This is a genomic window from Cryobacterium sp. M15 (assembly GCF_002929675.1).
GTDB lineage: Bacteria > Actinomycetota > Actinomycetes > Actinomycetales > Microbacteriaceae > Cryobacterium > Cryobacterium lyxosi.
The window spans coordinates 82,901-105,092 of sequence record NZ_PJJW01000038.1 but is presented as its reverse complement, the minus strand read 5'-3'; the positions used below and the strand labels follow the sequence as shown (position 1 = coordinate 105,092).

13 protein-coding genes are annotated in these 22,192 nt (G+C 62.9%); 3 read left to right on the top strand and 10 right to left on the bottom strand.

All coding sequences use genetic code 11. The features are described 5' to 3' along the window. Nucleotides 1–46: 46 nt before the first annotated feature. The 5 genes from CXY83_RS10170 to CXY83_RS10150 form a co-directional block, all read right to left on the bottom strand. On the bottom strand, nt 47–760 hold the full coding sequence (locus CXY83_RS10170) for an ABC transporter ATP-binding protein (RefSeq protein WP_104197240.1): 714 nt from the start codon (nt 758–760) through the stop codon (nt 47–49). Continuing rightward, nucleotides 757–2,580 (bottom strand): ATP-binding cassette domain-containing protein, encoded by a 1,824-nt coding sequence (locus CXY83_RS10165; RefSeq protein ID WP_104197239.1) that lies wholly within the window; start codon nt 2,578–2,580, stop codon nt 757–759. Before CXY83_RS10165 ends, CXY83_RS10170 begins: the two co-directional genes overlap by 4 nt. Before the next feature lie 12 nt (nt 2,581–2,592). Then, nucleotides 2,593–3,486 (bottom strand): branched-chain amino acid ABC transporter permease, encoded by an 894-nt coding sequence (locus CXY83_RS10160; RefSeq protein ID WP_158251869.1) that lies wholly within the window; start codon nt 3,484–3,486, stop codon nt 2,593–2,595. An 88-nt stretch (nt 3,487–3,574) separates the two neighbouring features. Then, a complete protein-coding gene (locus CXY83_RS10155) occupies nt 3,575–4,840 on the bottom strand; it encodes an ABC transporter substrate-binding protein (protein ID WP_104197237.1) in 1,266 nt (421 codons plus the stop codon). Continuing rightward, nucleotides 4,827–6,572: an AMP-binding protein gene (locus CXY83_RS10150; protein ID WP_104197236.1), complete on the bottom strand. Its 1,746-nt coding sequence runs from the start codon at nt 6,570–6,572 to the stop codon at nt 4,827–4,829. Before CXY83_RS10150 ends, CXY83_RS10155 begins: the two co-directional genes overlap by 14 nt. A 562-nt stretch (nt 6,573–7,134) precedes the next feature. Here CXY83_RS10150 and CXY83_RS10145 point away from each other — a divergent pair. Beyond that, nucleotides 7,135–8,079, top strand: a complete 945-nt coding sequence (locus CXY83_RS10145; RefSeq protein ID WP_104197235.1) for a cytochrome b/b6 domain-containing protein — start codon at nt 7,135–7,137, stop codon at nt 8,077–8,079. Here CXY83_RS10145 and CXY83_RS10140 read toward each other — a convergent pair. Beyond that, entirely contained in the window at nt 8,076–8,843 is a 768-nt protein-coding gene (locus CXY83_RS10140) for an EI24 domain-containing protein (protein WP_199184945.1), read from the bottom strand. The two genes, CXY83_RS10145 and CXY83_RS10140, sit on opposite strands and share 4 nt — an antisense overlap. Before the next feature lie 204 nt (nt 8,844–9,047). Here CXY83_RS10140 and CXY83_RS10135 point away from each other — a divergent pair, with 204 nt between their 5' ends. Then, nucleotides 9,048–9,683: a hypothetical protein gene (locus CXY83_RS10135; RefSeq protein ID WP_104197234.1), complete on the top strand. Its 636-nt coding sequence runs from the start codon at nt 9,048–9,050 to the stop codon at nt 9,681–9,683. Nucleotides 9,684–9,714: 31 nt separating this feature from the next. On the opposite strand, the gene CXY83_RS10130 is transcribed toward CXY83_RS10135, so the two are convergent. The 4 genes from CXY83_RS10130 to CXY83_RS10115 form a co-directional block, all read right to left on the bottom strand. After that, entirely contained in the window at nt 9,715–11,166 is a 1,452-nt protein-coding gene (locus tag CXY83_RS10130) for an MDR family MFS transporter (protein WP_104197233.1), read from the bottom strand. 249 nt (nt 11,167–11,415) lie between these two features. Next, nucleotides 11,416–13,944, bottom strand: coding sequence for an excinuclease ABC subunit UvrA (locus tag CXY83_RS10125; RefSeq protein ID WP_199184944.1), 2,529 nt, complete (start codon nt 13,942–13,944; stop codon nt 11,416–11,418). A 191-nt stretch (nt 13,945–14,135) separates the two neighbouring features. Further along, nucleotides 14,136–15,317: an acyl-CoA dehydrogenase family protein gene (locus CXY83_RS10120; RefSeq protein WP_104197231.1), complete on the bottom strand. Its 1,182-nt coding sequence runs from the start codon at nt 15,315–15,317 to the stop codon at nt 14,136–14,138. Nucleotides 15,318–15,391: 74 nt separating this feature from the next. Beyond that, nucleotides 15,392–16,144: a TetR/AcrR family transcriptional regulator gene (locus CXY83_RS10115; protein WP_104197230.1), complete on the bottom strand. Its 753-nt coding sequence runs from the start codon at nt 16,142–16,144 to the stop codon at nt 15,392–15,394. A gap of 130 nt (nt 16,145–16,274) precedes the next feature. Here CXY83_RS10115 and CXY83_RS10110 point away from each other — a divergent pair, with 130 nt between their 5' ends. Continuing rightward, on the top strand, nt 16,275–22,178 hold the full coding sequence (locus CXY83_RS10110; protein ID WP_146069904.1) for a peroxidase family protein: 5,904 nt from the start codon (nt 16,275–16,277) through the stop codon (nt 22,176–22,178). The last annotated feature ends 14 nt before the right edge of the window (nt 22,179–22,192 follow it).

The following is a 22,192-nucleotide window of genomic DNA, read 5'->3' as shown; positions in this document are numbered from 1 at the left end:
AAGCTAATGTCATCTAGTTCCTGTGGAAAGCCCGTCATGCACTCGCTCACGCTGGCGCGATCGGAGCGCCGAGGTAGGCTTCCCGGAGGAACTCGGGCCGAGCGATAGCCTCATCGTGGCCGAGTGATCTCTGGATCTTTCCGTCTGCGAGGATGTGCGCTTGCCCGGCGATCTTGAGAGCCGCTTCGACGTTCTGCTCGACGAGCACGATGGTCGTGCCGAGCTGGCGGATGTTCTCAACCGCGGTCAGAACATCGTCTACGAGCAATGGGGCCAGCCCCCAGGACGGCTCGTCGAGAATCATGAGGCGGGGCTTGGCGACGAGCGCCCGACCGATCGCTACCATCTGCTGCTCACCACCGCTGAGTGTGCCTCCGCGGCTGCCGAGCAGTTTCTGCAGTTGCGGAAAAATCTCCAGCACCCACCGCCATTCCTTGAGCCCCGCACCCTCCGCGCCGATCCGAAGGTTTTCGCCGACGGTCAGTCCGCTGAAGAGGCGCCGCCCCTCGGGAACGAGGCGGATCCCACGTGCAGCGATCTGGTGAGGTTTGGCACCGGTGATGTCATCGCCGTCGAAGACTACATGCCCGCTCTGCGGGCGATGAAGCCCGACAATCGTTTCGAGCAGCGTGGTCTTGCCTGCCCCGTTCGGGCCGAGGATGGCTGCGATCTCATTGTTAGCGACCTCGACAGTGAGCCCCTGAAGAACGATGCCCGCTCCACGAGCGACGACCAGCTCGGAAATCTCTAAAATACTCATACGACCGAACTCCCTAGATACGCGTCGATCACGGCGCGGTCTGCGTTGATTTCCGACGGTGTCCCACGGGCGATGACGCGACCACGGTCGAGGACAGTAATCTGGTCGGCGAGGGTCATCATGATGCGCATGAGGTGTTCGACGAGCAAGATGGTCATCTCGGGACGCGAATGCCGAAGCTGCCGGATGACCTCGACGAGGGCATCGATCTCCTCGGCTCCCAATCCGGACATCGGCTCGTCCAGGAGCAGAACCCGCGGCTCCTGTGACAAGGCTCTGGCAACTTCGACCCGCCGCTGTTGCGAACCATTGAGCGTGACCCAGAGTCGATCCGCGTGTTCGGCCATTCCCATCGCTTTGAGGGCGCGGTCTGTGGACTGAGCCGGATTCGAACTCCGTCCTGTCGCGGTGGCGGCTGCCAACACGCACTCGCGCACGGTGAGGTCGCCCAGCGGCCTCGGGATCTGGAACGTGCGGGCGATCCCTGCCCGAGCGAACTCATGGGGTGGTCGTCCGAACACGCTCCGGCCTTCTAGGTGCATCTCGCCGGTATCGCTTTGGATAGTGCCCGTGAGCATATTGATCATGGTGCTCTTGCCGGCACCGTTCGGGCCAATGAGGCCGTGGATGGTTCCCCCTGAGAGCGTCATTGACACTGCGTTGACCACGGTGATGGCACCGAATGTCTTGCTAAGGTCAGCAACGGTGAACACAGTGGCTCCGCGTCGCACCTGATCTCTTCCGGCGGGATCTGCACTGTCCAACCCGATTGCTCCACTCGGGCTGATGTGCGGATCGGATGGCGTGACTGCCAGTGATCGCCGTGCCTTGGCGGAACGCCGCCACGCAAGCCCCCGGGGCAGAAGCGTGACCGCGAGAACCAGCACGAGTCCGAAGGCAACTCCGTCGATTCCAGGCAGACCGCGAAAGAGCTCGCGGGAAACGGTCTCGATCATCGTCACGATGGTGGATCCCACCAGCGGGCCCCACAGCAGGCCGACGCCTCCAAGGAACCCGATCAGGATGAATCGCAGGTTCGTCTGCATGCCGAAGGCAGTGTCGGGCTGGATGAAGAGCTGCAACTGTGCGTAGAGACCTCCGGCCATCGCCGTGATCACGGCGCTGATGCCCAGCGCGATGACCTTGACGCGCATGGTGTTGATTCCCGAGGCCTCGGCGGCCACTTCATCGTGTCGCACGATGGCCCACTGTCGGCCGAGCTGGCTGCGCGACAGCGCGGTGGTAAGGAGCAATATCAGGCCGAGCATGCCCGCCGCTATCCCCGCGAACCAGCGCGGGTCGGCGAAGGTCAGCATGGTGAAACTGTCGCCGGAGACCACACTGAACAGGCCCGTCGTTCCGCCGAGAAACTTGATATTCGAGGCAATCACGAAGAGCAGCTCGGAGACCGCGAACAGGATCAGGGCGAAGTAAATGCCAGAGATCTTTAGCCGCCACGATACGCAGCCGACGAGCATCGCCAGTATCCCGGCTGTGATAGCACCGAGCGCGATTCCGATCCACGGGCTCTGACCGAAACGGACAGTCCACACCGCTGCTCCGTAGGCGCCGAGGCCGAAGAACGCGGCATGCCCAAGCGAGGGCTGCCCGGCATAGCCGCTGACGATATTCCAGCCGGAAACGGCGACGGCATAAATCAGGATCAGAGCTAGGAGCTGACTACTTTGGGCAGATGACAGCGCCATCAGGAGCGCAACTACTGACCCGACCAGCACGATGGTACGGCGATGTTTGATCCAGACCGGAAGCATTCGGTCGGTCCAGAAATTGGTCGGAGTCTCGTTTCGGGGGAGATTCATGATGCCCTCATTTCAATGGCCAGCCGAGCGGTATATCAAGGCCTCGCGTTTGCCGCCGAATAGTCCATAGGGACGGAACATCATCACGGCGATGAGCAGAACGAAAAGCAGCGCAGCAACGAGCGAACCGGGAAGAATCAGGCTGCCGACGCCGGTCAGCACGCCGACCAGAAGTCCAGCGATTCCGGACCCGACGATGCTGCCGAGGCCGCCGATAAGCACGATGACGAAGGCATTGACCATGAACTGGTCGCCGACGAACGGACTGGCCTGGAGCACGGGCAGGATGATTGCGCCAGCGAATCCGGCCAAGCCGCAACCCAGCCCGAAAGCAAGACGGTCGACCCGCTTGACGTTGATACCCGAGAGCGCTGCGGCCACGGGCTCCGACGATGTCGCTCGCATGAAGCGTCCTAGTCTTGTGTGCTTCACGATCACGACAAGCACCACGACGGACACGGCCGCCAAACCGAATGCGATCACCCGGGACACTGGCACAGTCACGTCCCCGATATGCCAGATCTCATCGCTCCAAAGCGCATCAGCTTGGCGCGGCGTGGCACCCACGGTGGCGACAACGAGATTCTGCACTGCCATCGCGATTCCAAAGGTCGCGATAAGGGGAAGTACGGGATCAGAGTTCAAGAGCCGCTGCAGGACAGTGCCCATAATGATGTAACCGACGAGGAACAGCGCGGCGAAGGCGGCCACCGAACCGAGGTACGGGTCGATTCCCAGGTTCGCCTTGAGGAACAGGGCCAAGTATGCGCCCAGCATCAGGAAGACACCCTGGGCAAAATTGATCACGCGCATGACGCTGAATTGTACGGCCAGGCCCATCGCGACGATGCTGAACAGGCCACCAACCAGGATTCCCGAAACGACGCCTTGTAGAAGCAGATTCATCGTTGGCCTTTCATGAGCGCGTAATCCGAGATTGTGCCATAGGAGGGATTGCCGTTGCCGGTATGCCGCTCGCATACCACTGCCGAAGTCACTGCGTTGCGAGGGGGTCGGGAAATAAGGAGTCCGTCGCTGCGAACTCGGCGGGGAAGGTGATCTCCGGCAGTCCGGTGAAGAGCTGCGTCATCGGCGATTGCACGTCATGGTTTTGCCCGTCCTCACCGAACTCGATTGGTCCTTCCTGCGGGAGAAGGTGGTCTTCGAGAGAGGTGTTGGCCAGGGCCTGTCGTAGGGCCGGACCGTCGGTTGTTCCGGCACGCTCGAGTGCGTCCATCACGATCATCGCCGATTGGTAACCCTGTGCGGCGTGCGTCGTGGGTACGGTGCTGAAACGCTCGACATACTCGGCCTTGAATTTCGTCCAGACGTCGCTGCGCGCATTGTACCAGTAGGTGACGTCTCCGATGTTTTCGCCGAGTTCCGGTAACGCCTTCGAGAATCCCGGATGGGTGAAGCCCGCAGCGATACCGACGGTGAAGTCTGGCCGAAACTCCTGCGCATTCATCGTCTTGACAATCTCGAGACTTTGGGCCAGCAGTGCGCTGATCACCAGCACGTCGGGCTTGGACTGTTTGATCTGGGTCACTTGGGTCGAAAAATCGGTGGCATCTAATGGCGCAGTCACAACCGAAACGAGATCCATGTCGGCATCAGGAAGCTTTTTCTCAAGCAGTTCGGAAACAGCGGTATAAGCCGAGATGTCCAACTTAAGGTGGGCGACCCGTTGGATTGGCGTGCTCGAGGCCGCTGAGATGCCTTTGAGAGCTGCAATCGCCCCGTCGACAGACATCCCTACGTCGGGGTGGGCGCGGAACGTGTACTTGAGCCCACGATTAGTCAGCTCTGGGTCGGCTCCGGCCGTTATCATGAACGGCACCTGGCTGCGCTCGGAAATGGGCTGGATGGCCAACGCGACTCCGCTTGACATCGTACCGAGGATGGCAACGACACCGTCTTCCACCATGCCTGTCGCCATGAGAGAACCGCGGTCTACATCGCCGCCGTTGTCCTCGACGAGCAGCTCCACCTTAGCGCCGCCCATCGATGCGATGCCGCCGGCCGCGTTGACTTCATCGACCGCGACCATGACACCCTGATTGGCTTCCGTGCCTTCGAACTCGAGTCCGCCGGAGAGCGGGTGCAGGGAACCGAGTTTGATGGTTTCTTCCCCTGAGCCGTCGGCAGGACCTGGCGCACAACCACTGACCAGAAGCGATCCTGCGACAACGACGGCGAGCATCACCCTCCGGAGTGCTGGACGCGGCGTTCCCTGGATTCGTTCTCTACTGATTCGCATCGGAATTCCCTTCTTTTGGTGGCGCCGTAACTGAGGTCAATTCGTGTAATGCCAATTCGATCGCACTCTGCCTCAGACGGAAGCGCTCGACTTTGCCGGTGGGCGTCGTCGGCCAGGTGTCGACGAAGACTACGTCCCTTGGCACTTTGAAAGACGCGAGATGCGAGCGGCAGTGTGCTAGTACGTCGGCTGCGGTGAGCACGATTCCGGGCACGCGCTCAACGAACGCGACAGCCACCTCACCAAGGCGATTATCCGGGCGAGCGACGACATGAGCAACTTTCACGCCTGGACAAGCGAGCAGCACGTGTTCGATGTCGGCCGGATGCACATTGTTTCCGCCGACGATGAATTTGTCGGACAATCTTCCGGTGATAGACAGGTATCCGCGCTCATCGAAGACACCGAGGTCGCCAGTGTAAAACCATCCCTCGTCTGAGAGCACGGCTCGTGTCGACTCGGGGTCCCCGTAGTAACCCTTCATGACTGTGTAGCCCCGCACGGCAATCTCGCCCTCGGTGCCCATCGGGAGTGGCTCACGAAGCCGGGGGTCTACGACTACGACCTCGTACCCGCCCAGTGGCAAACCCTTGCCCGCCATCAGGCTGTCGATGGGGTCGCTCGGTCGGCCTAACGTTGTCGTCGACGTGGTCTCGCTCATACCGTAGACCGGAAGGAGCGCCTGCATGCCGAGCGCGTCCCGCGACCCCGTAACTATGCTCGACGGAATCGTGGATCCCCCGATCCAGCCGATGCGCAGCGTCGCGGTGTCGAAATCGCACAGGCGAGGGTGCTTCAACAGGTCGATGAAGTGTGTCGGTATCCCCGACAACACGGTGACACCTTCTGTGGAGACGAGGCGCAGCGCCTCGGTCGCGTCCCATTTGTCGAGTTGGATGAGGGCGCCACCGGAAATCAGCGCGGGGAGGAAGCTGGAGAAGATTCCGGAAACATGGAAGAGCGGAAGGTGGCCGAGAATCCGATCATCCGGGCCGATCGAAAGCCACATCGTCACTTCGGCCATCATGCGCAACGCGTTGTGGCTGTGCATAACTCCCTTGGGGAAACCTGTCGTTCCCGACGTGAATACGATGATGACGGTGTCGTCTGCTCTCACGCTGAGGGCTGCAGTGTCGAGCTCAAGGTCTGTGACATCATCAGCACTATTCAAAAAGTCCGCGAATGCACTTAGGCCGATTTCTTCGCCATCAATCAGCACCACGGAACGAAGGTGCGGGAGCCCTAACGACCGTTCACCATTCCAATCGGGACAGATCTCGCGGAACATGGCGGGAAAATCACGGCCGAGGAAGGATGCTTCCATGAAGAGCATCGCCGCCTCCGACTTCGCCAGAATGTAGGACGCTTCCGCGGCCGTATACCGAGTATTCAACGGCACGATCACGGCTCCGATCTGGACTGCCGCCAGCCAAAGGAGCAACCATGTCGGGTGGTTTGGCATCCAGACGGCGACGTTGTCACCTCGCGATACGCCATTGACTAGGAGTGCCTTGGCGATACGACGGCTTTGTTCCTCAACCTGGCTCCATGTCAGCCGAACATCAGCGTGCACCACGGCGAGATTACCTCCATGTTTCTGCGCGGTGCGGGCCAGCTGTTCACTCAGCAGGACGGCCGGTGAGAAAGGTATCGCAGTGGGGCATATCGGAATATTAGATGCCCTGTTGGGTCGATCGTTTTCCAAAATGATTCCTCCACTTGGATACTGCACCGTTGCAATGATTCGCGCATTCGTAAAACATTTCCGAACAGCTGAACGTGTTCAAGAAATCACAACGAGTGCAGCGAGTACAACGAACATTCGCAACCCCGAATACCAATGGCTAATCCGCACTGGCCGAGGCGCCGAGCAGAAACGCTTACTGATGGAGGGCAGCATCCACCGGTCAATGTGTCCCAGTCGGAGTGTCCAGCTCGAGAATCCAATGTTCTATAGGAAATTAGCGTGGTTGCGGAGTAATCGTCGAAGCGCTGGAACGATTGAGTCCTAAGGCGGGGATGGTGGATCGGCGGCACAATAACCGCCCAGTCGTAGCAAGGCCCCTCAAATAAGCTGAAACACCCATTGCGGATAGGCGCACAATCCATGCGAACAGTCAGGGCCTTCGAGAAATCGGAGGCCCTGTGTCGTTAAGGAACCATCAGTCCCCGTGCAAAGAGCCCTCGTCGCCGACAATATGACCTACCGCGTCAGTGATCGACACCGGAGGCAGACGGGCAAGTAACCTTACGAGGACGCTGTGGGAATCCGCCCGAGCGCGGAACGGATCACCATGACGACGGGTGCCTCTCGGCTGAGCCTAGTTCGGCCGAACCGGTGGTTTTGGCTCGCCTGGGTTGTGCCTGCCGTGCTCGTCACTCTGGCACTCGTTGTGCTCGCGGCAAATGGGATTCGTGGCCTTCCGCAAGTCGAATCGTTTGTGCGTAGCTACCCCGGTGTCTCGACGCACCTCGCCGCGACCCCGGTTGGAATACCGGCCTGGCTGGCCTGGCAACACGGTCTCAATGCCTTCTTCATTCTGTTCGTCATTCGTACCGGCTGGCAGGTGCGTACGACTAAACGTCCGTCCATTTTTTGGACGCGTACGAACACCGGGTTGTTTCGCACGAAGAATCCCCCGATTCGAATCACCCTCAACCTCTGGCAGCACATCGTCTTCGACACCCTCTGGGCTGTCAACGGCATACTCTTCTATGTTCTGCTGTTTGCGACCGGTCAATGGCTGCGTCTGGTGCCCACCAGCTGGGACGTCTTTCCCAACGCGGTGTCGGCCGGCCTGCAATATGCCTCGCTCAATTGGCCGACCGGCACCGGCTGGGTGCACTACAACGCCCTGCAGATGCTCAGCTACTTCGTCGTGGTGTTCATTGCGGCGCCGATCGCGCTCGTGACCGGCCTGCGCATGTCCCCGGGCCTGTCCGCCCGGTTTCGCCGCCTGGATCGCGTCTTTCCTCTGCCTGTTGCGCGCAAACTGCACTTTGCGGTACTGATCTTCTTTGTGGCGTTCATTGTCATTCACGTGACGCTCGTGCTCACGACCGGTGCCCGTGCAAACCTCAACCATATGTATGCCGCGCGCAATGATGACGGATGGACCGGCGTCTGGGTCGTCGTGGCCGCGCTGCTGGTCACGGCCGGAATTTGGGCGGGCGCGCGTCCGGCGGTCGTGCGTGCAATCGCGGCTCGCAGCGGCCGCATCATTCACCGGAAGCGTTAACCGGCGGCACGTCTCGACGCGAGCAGGTCCCGGCTGAGCATGGCCGCGCCGGCCGCCGCTGCGGGCATCACGATGACGGCGGCGCCGGGAATCAGGAACAACAGGTAGGTGAGCACCCCAAAACCGAGGCTGCGGGCGCGGCGGGCGCGGAGCATCCGTCGTCGTTGTTTCAGGGTGAAGCCGCGCGCATCGAAGGCGAAGCCGGTGAGTTCGAGACAGAGGATCCAGCCGCCAAACAGCGCCCCGAGAACGAGCGCGAGCAGTTGGCCGAGCCCGGGGATCAGGCCGCAGAGCAGCAGTATGAGAGCGCCCAGAACGGCGAGGCCGACCAGTTTCAGGGCGTCGACCATGGAACGCAGCAGGCCGCGCGGGGTTTCGACCGGCGCGTCGCCGAGGTTGGTTTCGACCGCGCGCCAGATGCGCTCATAGAACGGGTCGCCGACGACGAGGGTCACGGCCACGAACGTGTACGCCAACAAGAGGATGCCGGCGGCCGTGACCGCCGCGGCGGCTACGACCCGCATACCCGTGCGCCACGGTTCCCCCCAGCCGCTTGCGAACGGACTGATGGCCACGGCGATGGCTTCGAGGTTGATGAGCAGTACCACGATGCCGGCGAGGTAGGCAATGCCGACGATGAACGCCGGAAGTGCGCCGAGCAGCATGAGGCGTGGTGACGTGATCCACATTTTGAGGCCGCGACCGAGAAAACCGGCCCCGGCGAAGAATTCGCGTGAGGCGCTGGGACTCGTCGAAGGCGGCACCCTAAAACCCTAGCGCGAGGTCTGCCAGGCCGGGCTGCCGTGAACCGCCCGTGTCGCCCCGGGGGTGTCGGTGATTTCGGCGGCCCACGCTGCGAGCCGGCGGCGGGACGGAGCGACCGTAGCGTTCCGATGTTCCGGTGCGTGCCTCGGTTCTGTGCCCTGTACCCGGTATTCTCGAGGGAACAACAGTGAGAGGGGGCAGTCGTGACGCACGCGCATCGGCTGCATGTCGACCTCGAGGTGCCGTGCCTGTGCTGCCTCGCGCCGCAGCCCTTTCACTTCACCTCGCTGAGTGACCAGGTGGTCTGCGCGCTGTGCGTGCACCATCTGGGGGCCGAGAAATCAGAACGTCGCGATCTCGAGCATGTTCGACTGTGGGCCGCTCGGTGGGCGGCGTCCGAGACCGGCCACGCCGACTTCGTCTCCGAAACGGATGCCCTGCTCGTCGCCCGCGACGTCGACCTGACCGCACTGCGCGATCAGGTCGCTGAGCTCAGCGCCGTTGTGGCGGGCCAGTTCACGGCCGGCATCGATGGGGTGCGTGGTCTGCTGCAGAACGACCTGGTCAAGCGGGCTGAACGCAACACCGATCTGGCCCGGCGCCAGATCGATTGGGCCATGGCCGGCATCTGGCGCATCGAAACGCTGCACCACGACTCAGCGACGCAGAAGTGTTCCTGCGGGCGCACGGCCGGCAGCTGCGCCGAGAGCGCCGCGATCGACCCCCTGCGCCAGGCGCTGCGCGACTGGGAGAAGAAGAACGTCGCGCTGCTGCGGAACGGACGGCGCCACGGACTGCCCGCGGACCACCCTGCAGTGCTGGCCCAGCGCATCCGCTGAACCGGCGTGCTGTGCCGTGCAGCTGCGCGGGCTAGTGCCCGATGGGTGCCGGCGCACCGAGCGGTGCACGCCGCACCAGGAACGCCGCTGGAATCGCGAACAGCGAGATGATCGCGCCGCACAGGAACGCATCGTGAATACCGGATGCCGTCGCGGGGACCTCGGAGGCACCCTGGCTCATGAGAGCGGCCGACTGTGAGGTCATCACGGCGATGAACAGTGCGGTGCCGATGGCGCCGGCCAGCTGCTGGATGGTGCCGACAACTGCGCTGCCGTGGGAATACAGCTCCGGCGGGAGCGATCCGAGGCCCGACGTGAATAGCGGCGTGAACAGCATCGACAGGCCGACACTCATGCCAATGTGGCTGACCATGAGCATCCACGGTTGTGTGGTCTGGCCCATCATGGTCATCGCCCAGAAGGCGCCGCTGACGATGATCGACCCGGGAACGAGCAGAATGGTCGGGCCGCGGCGGTCGTAGATGCGGCCGACGAACGGCGCGAGCAGGCCCATGGTCAGCCCTCCCGGAAGCAGCAACAGCCCGGTGGAGAGTGCGGTCATGCCGAGCACGTTCTGCATGTAGAGCGGCAGCAGAATGATGGTGCCGAACAGGGCGATCATGCTGATGCTGAGCATCGAGATCGAGAGGGTGAACGTGCGCGAGGTGAACACGCGCAGATCGAGGAGGGCGCGATCGGTGCGCTGCAACTGCAGCTGGCGCAACACGAACACGAACAGGGCGAACACGCCGATGCCAAGCGGCAGCCATCCGGTCGCGGGATCAGTGCCGAGGTTGCTGAGTCCGTAGACGAAGCCGCCAAAGCCGAAGACGGAGAGGATGACGGAGAGCACGTCGAGGGGAACCGTGCGCGGCGTTGTCACGTTCTGCATGCGCGAGGCACCGAGAATGAGCGCGCCGACAGCGATCGGCAGCACGATCAGGAACATCCAGCGCCAGTCCAGCAGGCTCAGGATGATGCCGGAGATGGTGGGGCCGATGGCTGGGGCAACCGAGATGACGATGGAGATGTTTCCCATCGTCTTGCCGCGGGAAGCGGGTGCGACGAGCGTCATGACGGTGGTCATGAGCAGCGGCATCATGATGGCTGTTCCGGTGGCCTGCACGATGCGGCCAACCAGAAGCACCTCGAAGCCGGGTGCGACAGCGGCGATCAGGGTGCCGGTGCTGAACAGTGTCATCGCGGCGATGAAGATCGGCCGCGTATTGAAGCGCTGAATCAGAAAACCGGTGATCGGAATAACGACGGCCATGGTGAGCATGAACGCTGTGGTCAGCCACTGCGCCGCGGTCGCCGTGATGTCGAGGTCGTCCATGAGGTGCGGCAGCGCCACACCCATGATGGTTTCGTTCAAAATTACAACGAAGGCCGAGACCAATAGGAGTCGGATCACCAGCTGGTTGCGCTGGGCGTCCGGGTGCAGGTCGGCCTTGGTGGTGGGCGCGCTTGCTGTCGTGGTCATAACGGACCCTGACGGTCGTGCAAAAGGAGGTCGTGCAAAAGGAGGTCGTGCGAAAGGGAAGGTGCGAAAATGAGCGGGTCGCCCAACCCGTGAGTGCCCCCGTGACGGCTCGCTGTGGGCGCCTCCAGGTGAAGCGTTGTGCAGGGTATGAATTATTCCGCCGCACCAGAACAGACCGAGCCGCCACTCGTTCAGGCACTATTTATTGGAATGAACCTCAAGGAAACTGAAGAGCAGGGTGCGGGGAGGTCAGGCGAGGCGGCGGGCCAGGTACGGTGCGGTGCGGCTGGTGGGATGGGCCGCTACCGTTGCCGGAGTTCCAGCGGAGATGATGCGGCCGCCCTGGTCACCGCCGGAGGGGCCGAGGTCGATCACCCAGTCGGCGGCGGCGATCACGTCCATCTCGTGTTCGACCACGACGACGGTGTTGCCCGCGTCGACCAGGCGCCCGAGCTGCTGCATGAGCAGCTCCACGTCGGCCGGATGCAGCCCGGTTGTCGGCTCGTCGAGCAGGTAGAGCGTGTGGCCGCGCCGTGCGCGTTGCAGTTCGGTCGCAAGCTTGATGCGCTGCGCCTCGCCGCCGGAAAGCTCGGTGGCCGGTTGGCCGAGACGCAGATAGCCCAGTCCCACCTCGCGCAGGGTCTCTAGGCTGCGTGCGGCGACGGCGACGTCGGCGAGGAAGACCAGCGCGGCATCCACTGTGAGGCTGAGCACCTCGGCGACGTTCTTGCCATGGTAGGTGACCTGGAGGGTTTCGAGGTTGTAGCGTGACCCGCCGCAGGTGGGGCAGGGGGCATAGCTTCCCGGTAGAAACAGCAACCCGACGGCCACGAAGCCCTCACCGAGGCAGGTTTCACAGCGACCGCCAGCGACATTGAAAGAAAATCGACCGGCGTTGAAACCGCGCTGACGCGCTTCGTCCGTGGCGGCAAAGGTCGCCCGAACGGCATCGAACAGCCCGGTGTAGGTGGCGAGGTTTGACCGCGGTGTGCGCCCGATCGGTTTTTGATCGACCTGCACCAAACGGTCGATGGTCTCCAGTCCGGTGACCTGTGCGATGGAAATTCGCTCACCGGACGCCGCATCAGCAGCCGCTTCTGCTGCGGCTTCTCCAGCGGCATCCGGGTCGCCGAGGTCGAGCGCGGGCTCATCGTCGAGAGCCGGATGCAAATGCAGGCCCACGGCCTCGGCGAGAACGTGGCTGACCAAGGTCGACTTGCCTGACCCCGAAACGCCGGTGACGGCAGTGAGTACCCCGAGCGGAATCTGCGCGTCCAGCCCTCGCAGGTTGTGCCGGGTGATATTCGTCAGGCCCAGCCACCCCAGCGGATGCCGCAACTTTGCTCGTGGCGCCAGATCGCGGTGGTCCGCAAACAGGTACCGCCGCGTCACGGAAGTCTCTACCTCGGCCAGTCCAGCGGTCGGCCCGCTATAGAGCACGTCGCCGCCACCTTCACCGGCCCGTGGACCCACATCGACGACCCAGTCGGCGCGGCTGACCACGTCCATATTGTGTTCGACCACGAAGACCGAGTTGCCCGACAGCTTGAGCTGCTCGAGCACGAGAAGCAGGGGCTCCGCGTCGGCTGGGTGCAGGCCGGCGGAAGGCTCATCGAGCACATAGATGACGCCGAACAGGCCCGAGCGCAGTTGTGTGGCGATGCGCAGCCGCTGCATTTCTCCCGGCGAGAGCGTGGGGGTCGACCGGCCGAGGGCCAAATAGCCAAGACCGAGCTCGAGCAGCACGTCGATACGGCGCAGCAGGTCGCTGGCCAGGGTCATGGCCACCTCCGACGCCGTATCACCCGCTACGATCGGCCGCAGAATGTCGGCGAGGGCAGTCATCGGCAGGGTGTTCAGAACGGCAATCGAGTGCCCGGCCACGGTGACGGCGAGAGCGTCGGGCTTCAGCCCGCTGCCGCCGCAGACCGGACAGGGGCCGGTGTCGACGTAGCGCAACACACGTTGCCGTACGTTGGGGCTTTTGCTGTCGGCGAGAGTGTGCAGCACGAAGCTCTTCGCACTCCAGAAACGGCCCTGATAGGGCTTGGCGATACGATCGCGCTGCGGTACCACCTCGACTACCGGCTGCTCTTCGGTGAACAGAATCCAGTCCCGGTCGGCGCGGGACAATTCCTGCCACGGTACATCGATGTCGTAGCCGAGCACGGCGACGATGTCACGCAAATTCTTGCCCTGCCAGGCACCTGGCCAGGCAGTGATTGCGCCATCACGAATGCTTAGCGTGGCGTCAAGCACCATCGACTCCTCGCTGACGGTGTGGGCCATACCCAGGCCGTGGCACCGCGGGCAAGCTCCCATAGCTGTATTGGGCGAAAACGAATCCGATTCGAGGCGACCGTCTGCATCTGCCGGGTATATGCCGGCACGAGAATACATCATGCGCAGGGAATTGGAGAGCGTCGTGACTGTACCAACGCTCGAGCGCGAACTCGGCGTTCCGCGGCGTTGCTGCAGGGCGACGGCCGGTGGCAGCCCGGTGATCTCGTCAACGTGCGGGGTATGCCCTTGTTGAATCAATCGGCGCGCATATGGCGCGACCGACTCGAAGAAACGGCGCTGCGCCTCCGCGAAGATGGTGCCGAAGGCGAGCGAGGACTTGCCCGACCCAGAGACCCCGGTGAACGCCACGATGGCGTCCCGTGGTACGTCGACGTTCACATTACGCAGGTTATTCTCGCGGGCCCCGCGCACGCGCACAAAACCATTGCCGAGCAGGGCGGCCGGAGCCGGATCATTCGTCTCTTCCATCAGCATCCAAGTAAGAGTAGTTCGTTCGGTGGTGTGCCGCTTGGGTATAGGAGAATCAAATTCAGGTCTGGTTCTCGACCCGCCTGTCGTCATACAGAGGGAGCACGTCAGACGCCCTGTCAGAAACTTCACTCAGACACCGCCGGCAAAGTGATTTCTCTGAAAAGCGTGTCGGGTTTAGCGAAAACACGTCGAATCTAGTGGAAGGCGCTGACCCCGGTCAGATCGCGACCGATGAGCAGAGACTGGATGCTCTCCGTGCCCTCGTAAGTGTGGATGGATTCAATATCGGCCAGGTGCCGAATGACGTGGTTTTCGAGCAGGATTCCGTTGCCGCCAAGCATGTCGCGGGCGAGAGAGGCGAGGGACCGGGCCGCGCGGGTGTTGTGAAATTTGGCGAGGCTGGCCTGGATGGGCCGCAGGGTTCCGGCCGCGTCGAGTTCGGCCAAGCGCATGCAGTGCAACTGCATCGACGTGAGCTCAGAAAGCATGAGGGTGAGGCGTTCCTGCACGATCTGAAAACCGGCGATCGGCTTACCGAACTGCACACGTTGCTGCGCATAGTTGAGGGCTGCTTCGAAGACCGCGGTGGCGTGTCCAAGTGCCGACCACGCCACACCGAGCCGGGTGGCGAACAGAATGGCGGCCGTGTCTTTGAAAGTGTGGGTGCCGGGCAGTACAGCATCGAGCGGAATCCGCACGTCGGTCAACGTGATGCGGGCCTGATGTACCGCGCGCAGGGAGCCCTTGCCCAGCATTGTCTCGCCGTGGTACCCCGGCAGGGACTGGTCCACCAGAAAGCCGCGCACGTTGTCGTCGTTGTCGCGTGCCCAGACTACGGTCAGGTCGCCGACTGAGCCGTTGCCGATCCACTTTTTCTCGCCGTTGATGACCCATTCGTCGCCGTCGCGATGGGCGGTGGTCTCGAGGCCCACCGAATCCGACCCGTGATCCGGCTCGGTCAGGGCGAAGGCGCCGAGCTTCTCGGCGCGGGCCAGCGGCACCAGCCAGGTGGCTTTCTGTTCATCGCTACCGAACATGGCGATGCTGCGCAGGGCGAGTCCGCCCTGCACGGCCACGACGGTGCCCATTGAACCGTCACCGCGCGAGATCTCCATGTTCACCAGGCCGGCGGCGAGCGGTGACATGGGGGTGAGCCCAGGCCCCTCGACGCCGTCGGTGAGTAGGTCGAGTTCGCCCAGGCGGCGAGCCAGGTGCAGCGGGTACTCCGCTTTGTCCCAGGCTTCGCTCAGCTCGTCGAGGGTCTCTACTGCAAAGGTACGGGCCCGGCTCCAGAACGCTCGATCAGCTTCGGGTACATCGGCAAAAACGCCGTAGTAATCGGTGTCGAGGGGGGCCGAGACATCGTAATCGGGCATCAGTGCCTTTCGCGGTAGCGGGGGTGATATCAGTTCTATCTGACACTGAGTCTCAGGTCAAGTGACACGAAGTGTCAAATAACCGTGGATCGAAGCCTCTTCTCGATCACGCGGGCGACGTCTTCCGGCAGGGCCGAGGCGGGAAACACGGCGACCAGCAGCTCGCTGGCCGCCGGTACCGTGTCTGTGGTCCGCGAGCTCGCGGAGGGATCGAAGCGATGGCGCACCGCGTGGAGCTCGGCCGCAAGCCCGGCCGTGTCGAGCAGCTGACTTGAGTCGGCGGCGCGAATCATGCGGCGCAGTTCAAAATTGTGCGTGGCGGTGACGGCTGCCGCAAATTGAATCGCGATGACCGGGTCGACACCGAGCAGCGAGCGCCGCAGGTAAGCCGAGAATATTTTTTCGTACCGCGACACCATGACGGTTTCGCGGTCACGCAGAACGGATGTCTGGCGCACGAGTAGATCGCGCACCCGCACGATCTCGAGACGCTCCCGAAACCGCTCGAACACGAGCGCGGCCGCGTCGCAGACGGCCAGCCAAGGATCATCGTGCTCGACCGCGAAGTACCTGTCGATCTGTTCCAGGAGTTCGTCGTGATCGGCGAAGATCACGTCGTCTTTCGACCGGAACTGACGAAAGAAGGTACTTCGGGACACTCCGGCGGCAGCGGCGATTTGAGTGGTGCTCGTGGCTTCGTAGCCCTGGGCCTGAAACAGGCGAACAGCGATGTCGGCCACGTCGACGCGGCTGCGGGCCTCCGCTAGCCGAGCGACCGGCGGGAGGATGAGGTTGGGGCGCGCGGAAGCTGCGGACGGATCAGGCATTGTCAGGCGAAATTAGCACGGAATCAACGGGGGAATCAACGGGCAGCCCGACTGGCGAATGCCCAAGGTTTCCATAGGGTCTACATCGCACTCTTACAGCGTTTACTCACCCTGAAGAGATAGGTGCGTCATGAGCAGGTTCAAAATAAAAGAAATCGTGCGCAGCACAAGAGGCATAACCGGAATGCGTGGTAGTCCATCTTCGCCAGGCGTTGAAAGTCCCACCCCTACCCCCCAGGGCGCTTTTCGCACGACTACCCGCGTCATCGCTGCGGGGATGGCCGTCGTGCTCTACGCCGGACTCGGGCTCGGGTCCGCGATGAGTGCTAGCGCGGTCGTCGCGCCGGTCGGCCAGGGCTTTACCGTGACGACCTCGGACCTCGCCTACATTCTCAAACAGATCAAGATCGCCGAAGCCCACGTGGCCAACACCACCTCGGCTACCGGCCCGTGCGGCGCCCTCGTTGGCACCGGTGCCAATCAAATCGGCAGCCCGCTGCTCTCGCTCGGACTGCGCACCGTGGACGGTTCCTGCAACAATCTGCAGCCCGGCCAGGATCAGTTCGGTGCCGCCGACCAGGTCTTCCCGCGCCTCGCGAAGCCGACCTTCTCTCCAGCGGATGTCACTCCTTCCAGCTTCGGACCGCCAAACCCGACCTCTTACACCCAGAAGAAGGGCCTGATCTTCGACAGTGAACCGCGCACTGTCAGCAACCTGATCGTCGACCAAACCTCGACCAACCCAGCCGCCATCGCTGCCGCCGGAAACCCGGTGCGCACCCAGGGCAATGAGGGTGTCGTGGCCTGCACGACCGACCCGAGCCCGGACGTGCCGTTCGGCGTTCCCGCAGGCTGTATCCCGTCTAATGAGACGTTGTTCATGCCGAACGTGACGACGGATGTCGGCCTGTCTCCGCCGTACAACTCTTTGTTCACCCTTTTCGGCCAGTTCTTCGACCACGGTATCGACCAGACGGTCAAGGGCGGCGGCACGGTCTTCGTGCCCCTCAAGGCGGATGACCCGCTGCGCGTTTCCGGCCCCGACGGCATCGCCGGCAACGGCGATGAAGTACCCGCAAGTCAGGCTTTCATGGTGTTGACTCGGGGACAGAACCAGCCTGGCCCCGACGGCGTCACCGGTGACGACCCGGCCACCGCGGCCGACGAGAGTGCCGATGATGTGCAGGATGCCCTCAACACGGATTCGCCCTGGGTCGACCAAAGCCAGACCTATACTTCACACCCTTCGCACCAAGTGTTCCTGCGCGAGTACGTGACCGAGGGTGGTCATCCCGTTGCCACTGGCAAGCTGCTCGGCGGGCCTACCGGACCCTCCGCCGGAGGCATGGCCACCTGGGCTACAACGAAGGCCCAGGCTGCCAATGTTCTTGGCCTTCTGCTGACCGATCAAGACGTGCTCAACGTGCCGATGCTCGCAGCGGATGCCTACGGCACGTTCATCCCCGGGCCCGCGCGCGGTATGCCGCAATACGCCACCGCGACCGGTCTGGTCGAGGGTGACACGGCCAGCCCCGTGCCCGTTCCGGCTAACGCGCTGTATTTCAAAACCCCATTTCTGACCGACATCGCGCACAACGCGGAGCCGAAGGCTGGACTGACCCCGGACAGCAACACCACGGCCTCCGCGGACTTCGCCAGCCAGCCGGCCGGGACCTACGACGATGAGATGCTCGATACTCACTTCATCGCCGGTGATGGTCGTGTCAACGAGAACATCGGACTGACCGCCATTCACCAGGTATTCCACTCGGAGCATGACCGCCTGATCGGCGACATTGAGAAAACCCTGACCAACGACACCTCCGCCAAGGGCATTGCAGCCTTGGCCGAGTGGAAACTGGCCAGCGGAGCGGCCGGATGGAACGGCGACCGCCTGTTTCAGGCTGCCCGCTTCGTCACCGAGATGGAGTACCAGCACCTCGTGTTCGAGGAGTTTGCGCGCAAGGTGCAGCCCGGTATTAACCCGTTCGAACCCTTCGCATTCACGCAGACCGAAATCAATCCGGCAATCACGGCTGAATTCGCTCACGCGGTGTATCGCTTCGGTCACTCCATGCTGACCGAAACCATCTCGCGTCGCAACGAGGACAAGCCTGGAACTGACGGAGTGTTCGGCACGAGCGACGACGTTCTGGGCACCCAGAACGATGTCTCGCTGCTCAAAGGGTTCCTTAACCCACCCGCCTATACCGACGGTGGACCCGATGGTCAACTGACCTCTGAAGAGGCGGCGGGCAGCGTCATCATGGGCATGAGTGATCAGGTCGGCAACGAACTCGACGAGTTCGTCACTGACACCCTGCGCAACAACCTGCTCGGCCTGCCGCTCGACCTGGCATCGGTCAATATGGCCCGTGCACGTTCGGAAGGTGTGCCGCGGTTGAACGTTTTTCGTCGCGATCTGTTCAACAAGACCAACGACGGCGCGCTCAGGCCGTACACAAACTGGATCGACTTCGGTGAAAACCTCAAGCACCCGGAATCGCTGATCAACTTCGTGGCCGCCTATGGTCAGTTCCCCACCATTACCGGTGCGACTACGCTCGACGGCAAGCGTGACGCTGCCCGACTGATCGTCAGTCCCGACGCCCTGGCCGGAGAGTTTTCTCCGGACGGTGCCATGGACTTTATGAACAGCACGGGAGCGTGGGTGAACTCGGGCACGCACTCGATCACCGGTCTCGACGACGTCGACCTCTGGGTCGGCGGCCTCGCTGAGATGACGACCCCGTTCGGTGGCCTGCTCGGCACGACGTTCAACTATGTGTTCGAGAAACAGATGACCGACCTGCAAAACGGAGACCGGTTGTATTACCTCGCCCGCACGCCCGGCATGAACCTCCGCACCCAGCTGGAGGGCAACTCGTTTGCCGAACTCATGATGCGCAACACCACGGCGCACACCCTCAAGGCTGACCCCTTCGCCACGGCCGACTGCAAGTTCGAGCTGAAAAACCTGGCGGGAACCGTCGAAGGGTTCGCGGCTTCGGGCAACACCGTCGCGAACGATCCGCAATCTGAATGTAACGAGACGGCGCTTCTGATTCGCATGCCTGACGGCACGATCAAGTACCGTGCCCGCAACACGGTCGACCCCGCCGGCATCAACGGGCAGGCCGTCTACAACGGCACGGGCCAGGTGGATCGGATCTACGGCGGCAACGACAACGACACCTTCTGGGGTGGTCTCGGTAACGACCTCATCGAGGGCGGAGGCGGTGCCGATGTGGCTCTTGGCGGTGAAGGCAGTGACATCATCACCGACGTCGCCGGAGACGATGTACCCAAGGGCGGTCCTGGCAACGACGCGATCGATGCCGGCCCCGGGCTCGACATCATTATGGGTGGCGAAGGCAAGGACTTCACGAACGGTGGAGCCAATGCCAACACAACCTTTGGCGGCGCCGACGACGACTTCATCATGCTCGGTGAAAGCCTAGATGCAGCCTTGGGAGACGGTGGTGACGACTGGGAAGAGGGCGGCAATCAGCCTGACCTCATGATCGGAGACAGCAGCAACCTGTTCTTCCTGGACGACTCACAGAAGCCGGGGAACGACTTCATGATCGGTCAGGGCGGCGACGACGACTACGACATGGAGGGCGGCGACGACATTGGCGTCGGTGGTCCCGGCATTGAAAAGGTCGCGGGCGGTTCCGGCTACGACTGGTCGACTGGCCAGGGTGACCCCCAGGCTCAGGACTCCGATCTGGCTCTACCGATCGCTCCGCTGGACATCCTGCAGGTCGGCGTACGCGATAAGTACAACGAAGTCGAGGCACTTTCGGGCTGGAAGCTGAATGACACCCTTCGCGGTGACGACCGGGTTCCCAGCGCCGTGGGCGGCGGCGGCTTTATCGGCTGTGACGTTGTGGACCAGGCCGGAGTAGACCGCATCGCGGGCCTCGACGCGCTGATTCCAGAATTCACGACCACGCTGGCATCCGTTGTTGCGGTGTCGGCACAGGGCGACTGCCCGATCCTGACCGGTCCAAACGTCTGGGGCGCCGGCAACGTGCTCCTCGGCGGCGGGGGCAGTGACCTGATCGAGGGACGAGGAGCCGATGACATCATTGACGGTGACGCGTTCCTCAGCCTTCGCCTGAGCGTTCGGACCAACCCGAGCGACTCGGCGACGGAGATCGGCAGTGCCAGCATCACCGGCACGAACCAGAGTGCAATGGCCAGCCAGTACCTCTCAGACGGCGCTGGTGGATTCTTCGGTCCGACCCTGCAGCAAGCTGTCTTCGCTGGCTCGGTCGACCCGGGTGACATCGTGGCGGTACGCGAGATCCTTTATGGATCTGGGGGCATTGACACGGCACGGTTCTCTGGACTGACCAGTGACTATGCGATCACCACCACCGGCGGCGATGGCACGCTCGGCTCGGCCGGATCGACCACGACCGTGGTCGACAACCGCGGTACCGACGGTACCGACACCCTGCGCAACATCGAACGCCTGCAGTTCAGTGACACCGTGGCCCCGGGAACCCCCACTACAGTCTCTGCGGTCGCCGGCAACGGTCAGGCGACTGTTGACTGGGTATCCTCCCCGACCGGTATCCCCACCAGCTTCTCGGTGAAGGTGCTCGATTCGGCCGGAGTCCAGGTGGGTGCGCTGCGTTCCGCACCGGCAACCGCAGTCGACCTTATTGTCACCGGGTTGACCAACGGTTCCAGCTACACCTTCCAAGTGTCGGCGACCAACGCGGAAGGAACAAGCGCATTCTCGGCTTCGTCCAACGTAGTGACACCGTCGGCGCCGGTCGTGCCGGTCGTGCCCGGCGCGCCAACGATCGGTACCTCGGTCGCTGGTAATGCCGAGGTCACCGTGAACTGGTTGGCACCGGGCGCGGTTCCCAATGCCCCGCCGGTCACCGGCTACGTCGTTCGCACTTTCATCGGAGCGGGCTCGACGGCTACCGGCACCACGACCGTGGCTGATGTCACGAGCACGGTGATCGAGTCGCTTACCAACGGAACCGGCTACACCTTTGATGTCGCCGCGATCAACGAGGTCGGTACCGGAGCGCCCTCGGCTCGTTCGGAGGTCGTCACACCGACCGCGCCGGTCGTGCAGGAGGTGGCGGGAGCTCCGACGATCGGAACCTCGGTCGCGGGGAATGCGTCGGTCACCGTGAACTGGGCTGCCCCGGCACCGGTCGCCAATGCGGAACCGATCACGGGGTACCGGGTTCGCACCTTCATCGGTGCTGGCGCCACGGCCACGGGCACCACAACGGTGGCGAACGTGACCGCCGCGGTGATCGGGTCACTGACGAACGGAACCGGGTACACCTTCGATGTTGCCGCGATCAACGCGGTCGGTACCGGAGCAGCCTCGGCTCGCTCGATTGTCGTCACGCCGCGCACGGAGTTTGTGCTGCCGACCGTGACAACGCGCACCCCGGCAGCGGGTACTCGTTCGGTCAGCCAGACCGGCAACCTGACGGCAACGTTCAGCGAACCGGTCACGGGCGTCAGCCGCACGACGTTCGTGCTTCGGCTTGGCGCCACGGCGGTCTCCGCCTCGGTGTCGTACAACGCCACGACTCAGGTCGCGACGCTGAACCCGAGCGCGACCCTGCTCGCCGACCGCACCTACACGGCCACCCTCTCGGGGATCCGTGACGTGGCGGGCAACACGATGGTGGCTAGCTCGTGGACCTTCATCACAGGCCCGGCTCCGAGGATCCAGAATAGGACTCCCGCACCCGGAGCTGTCGCGGTACGCCGAAACGCCAACGTCATTACAACCTTCAGTGAAGACATCACCGGAGTCAACGCCACCACGGTTCGTATTACGCAGGTCTCCACCGGGGCGGTCGTCACATCGGTGGCAGCGTTCAATGCCACCACCAACGTGTTGACCATCAATCCCTCGGTGAGCCTCAGCTCCAACGTTCAATACCGGGTCACAATTACCGGCGGCAACACGAGCGTTCGGGACCTGGCGGGTAACCCCCTGGTAACGAGTACGTGGACCTTCACGACCGGCGCAGCGCTCTAACCGAACACCAGCAA